Origin of the sequence: Citrobacter sp. XT1-2-2 (genome assembly GCF_023516235.1) — a bacterium.
In the GTDB taxonomy this organism is placed as follows: Bacteria; Pseudomonadota; Gammaproteobacteria; order Enterobacterales; family Enterobacteriaceae; genus Citrobacter; species Citrobacter werkmanii.
The window spans coordinates 4,589,936-4,604,160 of the sequence record NZ_CP097324.1; the positions used below are offsets into that span (position 1 = coordinate 4,589,936).

General features: G+C 56.2%; 11 protein-coding genes. 8 read left to right on the forward strand and 3 right to left on the reverse strand.

The window, feature by feature from the left end; all coding sequences use genetic code 11:
- Positions 1-10: 10 nt before the first annotated feature.
- On the reverse strand, positions 11-2,275 hold the full coding sequence (locus tag M4I31_RS21830) for a hybrid sensor histidine kinase/response regulator (RefSeq protein WP_085049649.1): 2,265 nt from the start codon (positions 2,273-2,275) through the stop codon (positions 11-13).
- Between the two features lie 114 nt (positions 2,276-2,389).
- Here M4I31_RS21830 and M4I31_RS21835 point away from each other — a divergent pair, with 114 nt between their 5' ends.
- The 6 genes from M4I31_RS21835 (at position 2,390) to M4I31_RS21860 (ending at position 8,636) form a co-directional block, all read left to right on the forward strand.
- Positions 2,390-3,913 (forward strand): sugar ABC transporter ATP-binding protein, encoded by a 1,524-nt coding sequence (locus tag M4I31_RS21835; protein ID WP_069325124.1) that lies wholly within the window; start codon positions 2,390-2,392, stop codon positions 3,911-3,913.
- Complete coding sequence (locus tag M4I31_RS21840; RefSeq protein ID WP_038636347.1) at positions 3,906-4,901, forward strand: ribose ABC transporter permease; 996 nt, start codon at positions 3,906-3,908, stop codon at positions 4,899-4,901. Before M4I31_RS21835 ends, M4I31_RS21840 begins: the two co-directional genes overlap by 8 nt.
- Positions 4,902-4,989: 88 nt before the next feature.
- On the forward strand, positions 4,990-5,931 hold the full coding sequence (locus M4I31_RS21845; protein WP_042312943.1) for an ABC transporter substrate-binding protein: 942 nt from the start codon (positions 4,990-4,992) through the stop codon (positions 5,929-5,931).
- 118 nt (positions 5,932-6,049) lie between these two features.
- On the forward strand, positions 6,050-6,733 hold the full coding sequence (locus tag M4I31_RS21850; RefSeq protein ID WP_085049648.1) for a D-lyxose/D-mannose family sugar isomerase: 684 nt from the start codon (positions 6,050-6,052) through the stop codon (positions 6,731-6,733).
- Between the two features lie 14 nt (positions 6,734-6,747).
- Entirely contained in the window at positions 6,748-7,608 is an 861-nt protein-coding gene (locus M4I31_RS21855) for a ketose 1,6-bisphosphate aldolase (protein WP_085049647.1), read from the forward strand.
- Positions 7,605-8,636 (forward strand): carbohydrate kinase family protein, encoded by a 1,032-nt coding sequence (locus M4I31_RS21860; protein WP_250856877.1) that lies wholly within the window; start codon positions 7,605-7,607, stop codon positions 8,634-8,636. Before M4I31_RS21855 ends, M4I31_RS21860 begins: the two co-directional genes overlap by 4 nt.
- Before the next feature lie 87 nt (positions 8,637-8,723).
- On the opposite strand, the gene M4I31_RS21865 is transcribed toward M4I31_RS21860, so the two are convergent.
- Positions 8,724-9,455, reverse strand: coding sequence for a response regulator (locus M4I31_RS21865; protein WP_042312951.1), 732 nt, complete (start codon positions 9,453-9,455; stop codon positions 8,724-8,726).
- 288 nt (positions 9,456-9,743) lie between these two features.
- On the opposite strand from M4I31_RS21865, the gene fdhF reads away from it, so the two are divergent.
- On the forward strand, positions 9,744-11,891 hold the full coding sequence (fdhF, locus tag M4I31_RS21870) for a formate dehydrogenase subunit alpha (protein WP_079225655.1): 2,148 nt from the start codon (positions 9,744-9,746) through the stop codon (positions 11,889-11,891).
- 90 nt (positions 11,892-11,981) lie between these two features.
- Entirely contained in the window at positions 11,982-12,671 is a 690-nt protein-coding gene (yjcO, locus tag M4I31_RS21875; protein ID WP_038636323.1) for a Sel1 family TPR-like repeat protein YjcO, read from the forward strand.
- A 53-nt stretch (positions 12,672-12,724) separates the two neighbouring features.
- Here the strand turns inward: yjcO and gltP are convergent, their stop codons facing one another.
- Positions 12,725-14,038, reverse strand: a complete 1,314-nt coding sequence (gene gltP, locus M4I31_RS21880; protein ID WP_038636320.1) for a glutamate/aspartate:proton symporter GltP — start codon at positions 14,036-14,038, stop codon at positions 12,725-12,727.
- Positions 14,039-14,225: the final 187 nt, after the last annotated feature.

Consider the following 14,225-nt stretch of genomic DNA (forward strand, 5'->3'; position numbering starts at 1 on the left):
CGGAGGAATCTCAATTACGCGAATGCCGCAGCGCTTGCGCCAGTTCTGTGCGGGTAAAGGGTTTACGCAATAACGCCACATCCGGCAGCGCCGGGTTATGGGCCGGACGCAAATCCTGACCGCTCATCAGCAGGATATTCAGCTGCGGATAATTTGCCTGGGCATGATTAACCACATCCACGCCGCTTAAACCACCGGGCAGCATGACGTCGCTGATAAAAATATCAATCTCGGATGAAGCCGCCAGCATATGCATCGCCTGTTCCCCGTTGGCGGCTTCTAATGTCAGGTAGCCCAGCAGGTGTAATTGCTCACACAACGTCTGGCGCACATCAGCCTCGTCCTCAAGCACCAGCACCAGTTTTTCGCCACTATTAGCCGCGTGTTCCGCTATCGGTTCTGCCTCAGCCTGTACCGGCACTACGGCGCGAGGAAGCTGCAACCTGACCGTCGTTCCCTGCCCGGGAGCGCTTTCAATCTCCACACGTCCACCGGACTGACGTACAAAGCCGTAGACCATTGATAACCCCAGCCCGCTGCCGCTGCCGGTCTGTTTGGTGGTGAAAAACGGTTCAAAGACCTGAGCTTTCACCTCCTGCGACATCCCGCAGCCCTGGTCGGCGACCTCCAACATCACCATATCCTGCTTACGCCCATCGCTGCGCGTGACCCGCTGGTTCCAGGTACGGATTTTAATCGTGCCCGCCTGCCCGTCCATGGCGTCACGGGCGTTCATCACCAGATTGATAATGGCATTTTCCAGTTGGCTGACGTCAATCCACGCGGGCCAGGCGGGAGACTGGGCTTCAATCTCCAGCGTCAGCGTGGCCGGGAGCGAATGACGCATCAGTTCGCCCAGGTTTTCCAGCAGCGTTTTCAGCTCCACCGCATGGGGATGCAAAGATTGCTTGCGCGAAAAGGCCAGTAGCCGCTGGGTAAGTAGCGCCCCGCGCTCGGCGGCTTTAAGCGCCCGATTGACCCGCGGCGCATCGGGTGAGTCTGGGTTCACCAGATCCAGACTGCCAATAATCACCGCCAGCAGGTTATTGAAATCATGCGCTAATCCGCCCGTCAGTTGCCCCACCGCCTTCAGCTTTTGGCTGTGCAGCAGCGCCTCTTCCAGTTCCTGGCGCTCGGTGCGGTCGATTTCCATTTGGCTGGTTTTTTCTTTAAGTAATCGGGTGGTGTGCTCCAGCGAAGCGGTGTTACGGGCAAAGACACTAAAAGCGCGGGCCAGTTCGCCCAGCTCATCGCGCCGTTGCAGGGCCGGAACGCTGACGTCCGATTCACCGTGCGCCAGCCGGGTCATCGCCTGCGAAATTGCCGTCAGGTTAGAGCCGAGGTTGCGATAGATATACCAACCGGCAAAACCGGTAATCACTACGGCCAGCAACGCAAACACCATAATAAACAACGCGCCGGATTGCAGTTCCTGATGGCTTTGCGCCACCCGCTGCTCAGAAATCAGCGCCACCTGCGAGGCATATTGATTAATATCGCTATTAAGGATCGCCACCAGCGCTTTGATATGAAACATATACCAGTTGATCGCCAGATCGCTCTGCTCCAGCGCGGAAGAAAGCGGCTCCAGCTTATGCAATTCCTGATTGAAATCGTTGAGGATTCTGCTTATCAACGGGCTGGAGTGATGTAAAGGCAGCGCGGTCATCACGCTGTCGAGTTGTTTCACTACCGATCGCGGCGTGGGAGTCTCAATGGCGGCAACGATCAAGCGGTCTATTTGCCCCAGCAGCATGTCATCCTGCGCACCAGTAAGCGTTTGCAGATGGCGCAAATAGCTTTGATTCTGATACAGCGAACTGAGCAGCGCGTTACGTTCCAGATGCCGCCGCTGTCCGCGCTGCAACATACCTTCCACACTGCTTTGTAACTCATTGCTGCGCTGGATAATGCGCTCGACCAGCACCGGCTCCTGCTGCGCCAGCGGGGCGCCAGCCAGTTGTTGCAGCGAATGCTTCAGCGCCCGCTGGGTCTCCTGCAACCGCTCCGCTTCACCTTTGTATTCCAGCGCGCCGACCACCTGCGACAGTCGCACCGCCGCCGTTGCTACGTTCGCCGTATCACGCGCCAGGTTCATGCTGCCGGTCATGTCATCAACGGTTTGCTGCTGTACCTGCTCCTGAATTTGACTGGCATGCTGAAACCCCAGCACCGCCACGCCGCTCACCATCAGCGTGACCGCCACCACCAGCAGATTGAAGAACAGTAATCGTCCGCGCGCACTGGCGAAAAAGTGACGTCCCGGTTGCGGCATATCACGCTCCGTGAAGAAAAATCGCAATATGACAAATATGAACGGCTTCTGACATTTTGCATTTACATTCCTGTGATGGACTGCTGATATCGGCCACCCCACAGGAGATCCGCTATGAGCAGGACACCGGTTCTGGAGATGCGCAACATTGCCAAAGCGTTTGGCAAATTTTACGCGCTGAAAGGGGTCGATTTAACCGTCTGGCCGGGGGAGATTCATGCCCTGATGGGCGAGAATGGCGCGGGGAAAAGCACGCTGATGAAAATCCTCGCGGGCGCCTACACCGCCACCAGCGGCGAGATCCTGATTGATGGTCAGCCGTTCCACATTCGTGGGCCAAAAGATGCGCTCAGCGCGGGCATCACGCTGATTTACCAGGAGATGCAGCTGGCGCCCAACCTGACGGTGGCGGAAAATATCTTTCTTGGCAGCGAGCTGTCGCGCGGCGGTCTGGTCCAGCGTAAAGAGATGGTGCTGCAGTCGCAGAAAGTCATCGACCGACTCGGCGCCCAGTTTAAGGCCAGCGATCGCGTGATGACGTTGACCATCGCCGAACAGCAGCAGGTGGAAATCGCCCGCGCTCTGCACCGTAACAGCCGCATTCTGGTGATGGATGAACCCACCGCCGCCCTCTCCTCACGTGAAACCCACCGCCTGTTCGAACTGATCATGCGCCTGCGCGATGAAGGGATGGCGATTATTTACATCAGCCACCGCATGGCCGAAGTGTACGAACTTTCCGATCGCGTCAGCGTCCTGCGCGACGGGCAATACGTCGGTAGCCTGACCCGCGACAAGCTCAACGCCCCTGAACTGGTGCGCATGATGGTGGGCCGTCCGCTAAGCGATCTGTTCAACAAAGAGCGCGATATTCCCTTAGGTAAAGCGCGCCTCAACGTCCACCACCTGACCGACGGTCATAAAGTCCAGCCGTGCAGCTTATTGGTGCGCTCCGGGGAGATCGTCGGCCTCGCCGGGTTAGTTGGCGCCGGACGCTCCGAACTGGCGCAGCTGATTTTTGGCGTGCGTAAAGCCGTCGGCGGCATGATTGAAGTAGACGGTGAACCGGTGGTGATCCACTCCCCGCGCGAGGCGATTGATCACGGCATCGGCTTTCTGACCGAGAACCGCAAAGAACAGGGGCTGTTTTTAGAACTGGCGGCAGCAGAGAACATCACCATGGCGACGCTGGAGCGCGATGCCAACTGGGGCATGCTCGATCGCAAAAAGGCGCAGGCCATTTCCGATGACGCTATCAAACTGCTCAACATTCGCGTTCCGCACGCGCAGGTACGCGCAGGTGGGCTGTCCGGCGGCAATCAGCAAAAATTATTGATCTCGCGCTGGGTGGCGATCGGCCCACGCATTTTGATCCTCGATGAACCCACGCGCGGGGTAGACGTTGGCGCGAAAAGCGAGATCTACCGGATCATGAACGACATGGCGCGCAAAGGCGTGGCGATCCTGATGATCTCCAGCGAATTGCCGGAAGTCGTTGGCATGAGCGATCGCGTGTACGTCATGCGCGAAGGCAGCATTGCCGGCGAGCTGAACGGACAAAGTATTACCCAGGAAAATATTATGACGCTGGCGACCGGCGTGAACGACTCCCATCATCAGGCGGTGCCCCATGAATAATCCAACCACTCCCCAGCAGGTGGCGAAATCCACCACCGCAAAAAAGATGCTGATGAGCGATCTGATGCAAACAGTCGGTATCTTGCCGATTTTGATCCTGATTGTGGCGGTATTTGGCTTTATCGCGCCCAACTTTTTCACCGAAAGCAACCTGCTGAATATTACCCGCCAGGCCTCGATCAACATCGTGCTGGCGGCTGGCATGACCTTCATCATTTTGACCGGCGGGATCGATCTCTCAGTTGGCTCGATTCTTGGCACCACCGCCGTTGCGGCGATGGTCGTTTCTCTTATTCCTGAGTTTGCCATGCTGTCGATTCCGGCGGCGCTGATGCTCGGCCTGGTGCTGGGGCTGTTTAACGGTGCGCTGGTGGCTTTTGCCGGGCTTCCGCCGTTTATCGTCACGCTTGGAACCTATACCGCGCTGCGCGGCGCGGCCTATCTGTTGGCCGATGGCACCACGGTGATTAACTCCAACATCAGTTTTGAATGGATCGGCAACAACTATCTCGGCCCGGTTCCGTGGCTGGTAGTCATTGCGCTGGCGGTGGTGGTGGTGTGCTGGTTTATTCTGCGCCGCACCACGCTCGGCGTTCATATCTACGCGGTCGGCGGCAACATGCAGGCCGCACGCTTAACCGGGATCAAAGTGTGGCTGGTGCTGCTGTTCGTCTACGGCATCAGCGGTTTGCTTTCAGGTCTGGGCGGGGTGATGAGCGCCTCGCGGCTGTACAGCGCCAACGGCAACTTAGGTATGGGTTACGAGCTGGACGCCATCGCGGCGGTAATCCTCGGCGGCACCAGCTTTGTCGGCGGGATCGGCACCATCACCGGCACGCTGGTGGGGGCGCTGATCATCGCTACGCTCAACAACGGCATGACGCTGATGGGCGTCTCCTATTTCTGGCAACTGGTGATCAAAGGGGCGGTGATCATCATAGCGGTGCTGATCGACAAATACCGTACCCGACATCATCAAAGTGCATAGACAAGCTTACTGGCCTACCCCTTCGCAGGCCTGATAAGCGCAGCGCCATCAGGCGTATAACAACAATACCCTACGTGAGGAAACGAGTATGCGTTTGAAGCCATTAGTGACCGCGCTCTGTGCTGGCGCACTGCTTGCTGCAGCTCCGTTTGTGCAGGCAAAAGAACTGAAATCGATCGGCGTTACGGTGGGCGACCTGGCGAACCCGTTCTTCGTGCAAATAACCAAAGGCGCGGAGCTGGAAGCACGAAAGCTGGCGGGTGATAGCGTCAAAGTGACGCTGGTCTCCAGCGGCTACGATCTCGGGCAACAGGTGTCGCAGATCGACAACTTTATTGCCGCCAAAGTCGACATGATCATCCTTAACGCCGCGGACTCCAAAGGCATCGGTCCGGCGGTAAAACGCGCGAAAGACGCCGGGATTGTGGTGGTAGCCGTTGACGTGGCGGCGGAAGGCGCAGACGCGACCATCACCTCCGATAACACTCAGGCGGGTGAAATGGCCTGCAAATACATTACCGACCGTCTGAAAGGGAAAGGCAACGTCGTCATCATCAACGGACCGCCGGTTTCCGCCGTCCAGAACCGTGTGGAAGGTTGCCAGACCGAGTTCAAACGCCATCCGGACATCAAAGTGCTGTCGTATAACCAAAACGCCAAAGGCAGCCGCGAGGGCGGGCTGGAGATCATGACCGCGCTGCTGGCGGCAAATCCGAAGATCGACGGTGTATTCGCCATTAACGATCCCACGGCGATCGGTGCCGATCTGGCGGCAAAACAGGCACAGCGTAACGAATTCTTTATTGTCGGCGTCGACGGATCGCCAGACGGTGAAGAGGCGCTGAAGCGCGAAAACTCATTATTTGTGGCGACGCCAGCACAAGATCCGCAGGTGATGGCTGCCAAAGCGGTCGAAATCGGCTATGACATACTGCAGGGGAAACCCGCCCCAAAAGAGCCCGTGCTGATCCCGGTAACAATGATCGATAAAAACAACGTTGCCAATTATAAAGGTTGGACGGTGAAATAACCCGCCACAGCAACGCCGGATAGCGGCAAAATGCCTTCTCCGGCCTACAAGATCGGTATCAATTTGTAGGCCGGAGAAGCGCAGCGCCATCCGGCATTATTCTAAGGAGAATTCTGCGATGAAACGCTCCGCAATAAACGAAATCCTTGGCCACACGCGCCAGTTTTTTTCTCTGCACGACGTGCACCTCCCCCCTTTCGCCAGTTTCCCGCCGACCCAATGGCGCAAGCTTGATGCCTCTGCCTGGAGCGAAGTTTTCGACCTAAAGCTCGGTTGGGATGTCACCGCATTTGGCGGCAACAATTTCGCCGCGCAAGGGTTAACGCTGTTCACCCTGCGTAATGGCTCGCCGAAAGGTATGCCTTACGAGAAATGCTACGCCGAGAAAATCATGCATGTTCGCGAGGCGCAGGTCACGCCGATGCATTTTCACTGGCGCAAACGCGAAGACATTATCAATCGTGGCGGCGGTAATTTAATTGTGGAACTGTGGAATGCGGGGCTCCGGGAGCAAACAGAGGATAGCGACGTGAACGTGGTGATTGATGGCTGTCGGCAAACCCATGCCGCGGGCAGCCAACTACGCCTGACGCCGGGGGAGAGCATCTGCCTGCCGCCGGGCCTGTATCACAGCTTCTGGGCGGAAAAAGGTTTTGGCGACGTGCTGGTTGGCGAGGTCTCATCTGTTAATGACGACGACCACGATAACCATTTTCTGCAACCTATCACCCGTTATAACGACATTGAAGAAGATGAACCGGCGCAGCTGGTGCTGTGTAACGAGTATCGCCTGTTCCGCTAACCAAGGAGCGCATTATGCCGTTAATATCCCTCGCCGATGGCCTGGCCCATGCCCGCGAGCACCGCTATGCTTTAGGCGCGTTTAACGTTCTGGACTCACATTTCCTGCGCGCCCTGTTTGCCGCGGCTAAACAGGAACGTTCGCCGTTCATTATCAACATCGCCGAAGTACATTTTAAATATATCTCGCTGGATTCTCTGGTCGAAGCGGTCAAATTTGAAGCCGCCAGGCACGACATTCCGGTGGTGCTGAACCTTGACCACGGCCTGCACTTTGAGTCAGTGGTGCGGGCGCTACGCTTAGGTTTCAGTTCAGTGATGTTCGATGGCTCCACGCTGGAGTATGAAGAAAATATCCGCCAGACCCGCGAAGTGGTGAAGATGTGCCACGCCATCGGCGTCTCGGTGGAAGCCGAACTGGGCGCAGTGGGTGGCGATGAAGGCGGCGCGCTGTACGGTCATGCTGACGAATCGTTGTTTACCGACCCGATGATGGCGCGTGATTTCGTCGACAGAACCGGAATTGACGCGCTGGCGGTCGCCATTGGCAATGCGCACGGCAAATATAAAGGCGAACCGGTGCTAGACTTCCCGCGTCTGAACGCTATTCGCCAGCAGGCGGCGATCCCGCTGGTACTGCACGGCGGCTCCGGCATCAGCAATGACGATTTCAAGCGCGCAATTGAACTCGGTATTCACAAAATCAACTTCTACACCGGCATGTCGCAGGCGGCGCTGACAGCGGTAGAGTCACGGATGGCCAATCGCCAGCCGCTGTACGACGAGTTTGCCGAACTGCTGCTGGCTATTGAAGAGGCCATTACCGATACCGTTTCAGAACAAATGCGCATTTTTGGCAGCGCGGGGCAGGTCTGATGGAACGCAAAGGCGTTATCGCCGCAGGCAACATGCTGGTCGATCATGTCCATCAAATTGTGCAATGGCCGGAACGCGGCTGGCTGGCGGAAATCACTCGAAGCGAACGCGCCACGGGTGGTGCGCCGCTGAACGTGCTGCTGACGCTGGCGAAAATGCACACCGGATTGCCGCTGCAGGCGGTGGGGTTAATCGGCCAGGACAGCGACGGCGACTACATCATGGCGATGCTGGAGCAGTATCACGTTAATCGCCAGCATGTGCAGCGCACCACATTCGCCCCCACGTCGATGTCGCAGGTGATGACCGACCCCAGCGGGCAGCGAACCTTTTTTCACTCGCCCGGCGCCAATCGACTACTGGACTTACCCGCCTTTGAGCAACTGGATACCTCGATGAAAATCTTCCATCTTGGCTATCTGCTGCTGCTCGACAGTCTGGACATGCCGGATGAGGAGTACGGGACGCGTAGCGCACGGCTGCTGGCGCAAATGCGCGACAACGGCTTTGAAACCTCCCTGGATCTGGTCTCACGTAAAGGCGACCCGCGCTACCAGCCACTGGTGATGCCGGCCCTGCGCCATCTCGACTATCTGGTGATTAACGAGCTGGAGGCCGGGGAGTTCAGCGGGCTGGAGATTCGCCAGCCCAACGGCGAGCTGGAGATTCGCCAGCCCAACGGCGAGCTGCATATTCCCCATATCGCTACCGCCGCGCGCGAACTGCTGGATGCAGGCGTGCGCCAGCGGGTGGTGATTCACTGTCCGGAAGGCGCCTGGGGTGAAGAACCGGATCGAGCCGGCATCTGGATACCGTCACAGTTACTGGCGCAAGAAGAGATTGTCGGCAGCGTCGGCGCAGGAGATGCGTTTTGCGCCGGATTTTTGTATGGCTGTCATGAGCGCTGGTCGCTGGCAGACAGCATCAGACTGGCGCACGCCTGTGCGCGGGCAAGCCTACTGTGCACCAACGCGATAGATGGCGCGAAAACGCTGGCTGAGTTAAAAGCGACTATGGCTGATGCCTGATGCGCTGCGCTTATCTGGCCTACGGGGCCGTTATCGCTTTTGTAGGCCGGATAAGGCGTTTACGCCGCATCGCGCAACTGCGCACGATCACGCCGCCTTATCGTGATGCTGCACATCGGCGGCAAACACATAGCCCAGCCCGCGCAGGGTTTTGATCAGCATTGGCTGGTGCGGGTTGTTCTCTATTTTGCGCCGCAGCCGCATGATTAACACATCAATGGTGCGGTCAAATACCTCAACGCTGTCGCTGCGCGTCAGTTCCAGCAATTGCTCGCGGCTGAGCACCCGACGAGCGTTTTGCGCCAGCGCCAGCAGCAGGCTGTATTCGCCCTGCGTCAGCTCCACCTTCAGTTGTTGAGGGTTATGTAACTGGCAACCGGCGGTATCCAGATGCCAGCCATTAAAGGAAAGCCCCGTGGTTTGCGGGCTGCCGCTTTCAGGCGTCAACACGCCCACGCGTCTGAGCACCGCCTTTACCCGCGCCACCAGCACCCGCGCATTGAACGGTTTCCCGATATAGTCGTCAGCGCCCATTTCCAGTCCGACCACCACATCCGACTCGCTGCCTAAGCCCGTCAGCATGACTACCGGTAATCCGGGCCTCATCTTTTGCACCTGCTGCAGCACCATCAGACCGTTGATATCGGGCAACATCATGTCCAGCAATACCAGAGCGATATCCGGCTGAGTCTCAATGCAGCGCAGCGCCTCCTGTCCGCTATGGCACGCGCTCACTGCAAAGACGTGCTCGCTCAGCACATCCTGTAATAGCGTGCAGACAGCCTCGTCATCATCCACAACCAGTATGGCTGGCTTCATTGTTTTTCCCCATTTCTGGCCAACTTAAATGAGTGTGATTGATTCTGCACAGAGTGACAGCGATAAGGCACAAGGATATGCGGGAAACATAACCTCGGTCACACTGCCGCACCGTCACGTATTGGAGATTCGTCACGTCAAATATGACGACAGCCTGTTTTTCGTCAGAGTTTTGACCAAAAATCGCCCGTAATATCGACTAATGCCCCTGAAAAAAACATGGCATAAAAGATGCATAAGCAAAGCGACAAGCGCGTATGCGCGATTTGATTAACTGGAGCGAGACCGATGAAAAAAGTCGTCACGGTTTGCCCATATTGCGCATCAGGTTGCAAAATCAACCTGGTGGTCGATAACGGCAAAATCGTCCGGGCTGAGGCGGCGCAGGGGAAAACCAACCAGGGTACCCTGTGTCTGAAGGGCTACTATGGCTGGGATTTTATTAATGATACCCAGATCCTGACCCCTCGCCTGAAAACCCCAATGATCCGTCGCCAGCGTGGCGGCAAACTGGAATCTGTTTCCTGGGATGAAGCGCTGAATTACGTCGCCGATCGCCTGAGCGCCATCAAAGCGAAGTACGGCCCGGACGCTATTCAGACGACCGGTTCATCTCGCGGTACAGGTAACGAAACCAACTATGTAATGCAAAAATTCGCGCGCGCCGTTATTGGTACCAATAACGTCGACTGCTGCGCTCGCGTCTGACACGGCCCTTCGGTTGCAGGTCTGCACCAATCGGTCGGTAACGGCGCAATGAGTAATGCTATCAATGAAATTGATAACACGGATTTAGTGTTCATCTTCGGGTATAACCCGGCGGATTCCCACCCGATCGTGGCGAATCACGTGATTAACGCTAAACGTAACGGGGCGAAAATTATCGTCTGCGATCCGCGCAAAATTGAAACCGCGCGTATTGCCGACATGCACATTGCGTTGAAAAACGGCTCGAACATCGCGCTGCTCAACGCCATGGGGCATGTCATCATCGAAGAAAAACTGTACGACCAGGCGTTCGTCGCCTCCCGTACGGAAGGATTCGAAGAGTACAGCAAGATTGTCGAAGGCTATACGCCGGAGTCCGTCGAAGATATCACGGGCGTTAGCGCGCACGATATTCGTCAGGCTGCACGTATGTACGCCACGGCAAAAAGCGCGGCAATTCTGTGGGGCATGGGTGTGACCCAGTTCTATCAGGGTGTGGAAACCGTGCGTTCACTGACCAGCCTCGCGATGCTGACCGGTAACCTCGGTAAGCCAAGCGTGGGCGTTAACCCGGTTCGTGGCCAGAACAACGTTCAGGGCGCATGCGACATGGGCGCGCTGCCGGATACCTATCCGGGCTATCAGTACGTGAAATTCCCGGAAAACCGCGAGAAATTCGCTAAAGCCTGGGGCGTGGAAAGCCTGCCTGCGCATACCGGCTATCGCATCAGCGAACTGCCGCACCGTGCGGCGCATGGCGAAGTGCGCGCGGCGTACATTATGGGTGAAGATCCATTACAGACCGATGCTGAGCTCTCCGCAGTGCGCAAAGGCTTTGAGGATCTGGAACTGGTCATCGTGCAGGATATCTTCATGACCAAAACCGCCGCTGCCGCAGACGTTATTTTACCGTCTACGTCATGGGGCGAGCATGAAGGCGTCTTCTCTGCGGCGGACCGTGGCTTCCAGCGCTTCTTTAAAGCCGTTGAGCCGAAGTGGGATCTGAAAACGGACTGGCAGATTATCAGTGAAATCGCCACCCGTATGGGCTACCCGATGCACTACAACAACACCCAGGAAATCTGGGACGAGTTGCGTCATCTGTGCCCGGATTTCTACGGCGCCACTTACGAGAAAATGGGCGAACTGGGCTATATCCAGTGGCCTTGCCGCGACACCTCAGATGCCGACCAGGGTACGTCTTACCTCTTCAAAGAGAAGTTTGACACCCCGAACGGCCTGGCGCAGTTCTTCACCTGCGACTGGGTAGCGCCAATCGACAAACTCACCCCAGAGTACCCGATGGTACTGTCGACGGTGCGTGAAGTCGGCCACTACTCTTGCCGTTCGATGACCGGTAACTGTGCGGCGCTGGCCGCGCTGGCGGATGAGCCGGGCTATGCCCAGATCAACACCGCTGACGCAGAGCGTCTGGGTATTCAGGATGAAGATCTGGTGTGGGTTAACTCACGTAAAGGCCGGGTTATTACCCGCGCGGCAGTCAGCGATCGTCCAAACAAAGGCGCGATTTACATGACCTACCAGTGGTGGATTGGGGCATGTAATGAACTGGTAACCGAGAACTTAAGCCCGATTACCAAAACGCCGGAGTATAAATACTGTGCCGTTAACGTTGAACGCATTGCCGATCAGCGCGCTGCCGAACAGTATGTTATTGATGAGTACACCAAGCTGAAAGCCAGCCTGCGCGAAAGCGCGATGGGTTAAGCCTGAGCCTACGGCCTCCATTCGGAGGCCGTTTTTTTATGCACGCGATCTCTTTATACTGTCTACTCCGTACCCTAAATAAAACTCAAAATGAAACAACTTCTTGCATTGATGTTCTTCGTGACATTCTTTGCCCATGCCAGTGATACTGAACCCGGAAGCCAGTATCTACAGGCAGCAGAGGCAGGTGACCGACGCGCGCAGTATTTCCTCGCCGATACCTGGTTCAGTTCAGGCGATTTAAGCAAAGCCGAATACTGGGCGCAAAAAGCCGCCGACAACGGTGATGCGGATGCATATGCTTTGCTGGCGCAAATTAAGATAACCAACCCGGTCAGTCTGGATTACCCTCAGGCCAAAACGCTGGCGGAAAAAGCGACGCAGGCGGGCAGTAAGGCCGGGGAAATTACGCTGGCGCGTATTCTGGTGAACACCCAGGCAGGCCGCACCGATTACCCCAAAGCCATTACCTTGCTGCAAAACGCCTCCGAGGATCTGGAAAATGACTCCGCCGTCGACGCGCAAATGCTGCTCGGACTGATTTACGCCAACGGCGTCGGTATTCCTGCTGACGATGAGAAAGCGACGTGGTATTTCAAGCGTAGTTCAGCCATTTCCCGCACCGGGTATTCCGAATACTGGGCCGGGATGATGTTCTTAAACGGCGAGCAGGGTTTTATCGAGAAGAATAAACAGAAAGCGCTGCACTGGTTGAATCTGAGCTGTATGGAAGGATTCGATACCGGCTGCGAAGAGTTTGATAAGTTAGCCAACGGCTAATGGTTTGCATTGCCGGATGGCGGCGCAAGCGCCATCCGGCAATCTGTCATTAATTACTGATTAGCCGTCTTATCAAATTTGCCCAGCACGTCGCGCTCATAGGCCAGCGCTTTCTTGCGGTCAAATTTGTGTTCCCACTTGGCGATAACCAGCACGGCCAGCGCATTACCCACCACGTTCAGCGCAGTACGCGCCATATCGAGGATACGGTCAACACCGGCAATAAACGCCAGACCTTCCAGCGGGATCCCCACGCTGCCAAGCGTTGCCAGCAACACCACAAACGATACGCCCGGCACGCCCGCAATCCCTTTTGAGGTCACCATCAGCGTCAGCACCAGCACGATTTCCTGCCACAGCGACAGATCGATACCGTACAGTTGAGCAATAAAGATAGCGGCGATGCTCTGGTACAGCGTTGAGCCATCAAGGTTGAATGAGTAACCGGTCGGCACCACAAAGCTGGTGATTGACGCCGGCGCGCCGTAGGCTTCCATCTTCTCAATAATACGCGGCAGCACGCTCTCAGAACTGGCGGTCGAGTAGGCCAGAATCAGCTCGTCTTTCAGAATGCGGATCAGGATCCAGATGCTCAAACCGCAGATGCGCGCGACGATCCCCAGCACCACCAGCGCGAAGAACAGGATGGCGAAATGCACCAACAGCACCAGCTTCGCCAGCGGCCACAGGGAGGCAAAACCGAAGTTCGCAACGGTAACGGCGATCAACGCAAAAACCCCGACTGGCGCGTAACGCATCACCATGTGCGTCACTTTAAACATGGTTTCGGAGATCGAGCGGAACACGGTAACCAGCGGCTCGCGGTGAGTTGCCGGCAGAGAAGACAGACCTAAACCAAACAGTACCGAGAAGAAGATAATCGGCAGCATGTCGCCTTTTGCCATCGACGCGACGATGTTGGTCGGCACCAGTGACAAAATCGTGCCCATCAGGCCATGCGCGTGGCTCTGTACTTCTGCGGTGGTGCTCTGATATTTCGAAATATCGACGGTTGCCAGCTGCGACATATCAACCCCGGTACCGGGCTGGAACACATTCGCCAGCGTGATACCAAGGATAATCGCCACGGTGGTGATCACTTCGAAATAGATAATCGTTTTGGCGCCAATACGGCCCAGCTGTTTGGCATCGCCCACCCCGGCTATGCCGACAATCAACGTAGAGATGACAATCGGCACGACGATCATTTTGATCAGGTGGATAAAGATATCGCCCGCCGGAGACAGCAGGTTTACAATCAGCCATTCACGGCTGTCACTATGGTAATGCAGGTAACTCCCTAGCAGAATGCCCAGCACCATAGCGATTAGAATCTGCCATGCCAGGCTGACTTTCAAATTTTTCATAACAACGGACTTCCTCGATGAAGCGCTATTCCACATGCAGCGTATGGGAATAGTACATACTGAAAGGGTATGATTTGTGTTGCGTTCGTTTATGGAGTTTTTTAACGCTTATTATCATTATCATCTGCATGGCATTCAGCGCAACCCTCTGAGAACAGGGCCTTTCGCTGATTATTTGCATAAAAAT

Excerpts from the sequence above, each read along its gene's own strand:
- M4I31_RS21855 (WP_085049647.1), top strand. The coding sequence starts at position 6,748 with ATGCCGTTAATATCCCTCGCCGATGGCCTGGCCCATGCCCGCGAGCAC.
- yjcO (WP_038636323.1), top strand. The coding sequence starts at position 11,982 with ATGAAACAACTTCTTGCATTGATGTTCTTCGTGACATTCTTTGCCCAT.
- gltP (WP_038636320.1), bottom strand. The coding sequence starts at position 14,038 with ATGAAAAATTTGAAAGTCAGCCTGGCATGGCAGATTCTAATCGCTATG.
- M4I31_RS21830 (WP_085049649.1), bottom strand. The coding sequence starts at position 2,275 with ATGCCGCAACCGGGACGTCACTTTTTCGCCAGTGCGCGCGGACGATTA.
- M4I31_RS21845 (WP_042312943.1), top strand. The coding sequence starts at position 4,990 with ATGCGTTTGAAGCCATTAGTGACCGCGCTCTGTGCTGGCGCACTGCTT.
- M4I31_RS21865 (WP_042312951.1), bottom strand. The coding sequence starts at position 9,455 with ATGAAGCCAGCCATACTGGTTGTGGATGATGACGAGGCTGTCTGCACG.
- M4I31_RS21840 (WP_038636347.1), top strand. The coding sequence starts at position 3,906 with ATGAATAATCCAACCACTCCCCAGCAGGTGGCGAAATCCACCACCGCA.
- M4I31_RS21835 (WP_069325124.1), top strand. The coding sequence starts at position 2,390 with ATGAGCAGGACACCGGTTCTGGAGATGCGCAACATTGCCAAAGCGTTT.
- M4I31_RS21850 (WP_085049648.1), top strand. The coding sequence starts at position 6,050 with ATGAAACGCTCCGCAATAAACGAAATCCTTGGCCACACGCGCCAGTTT.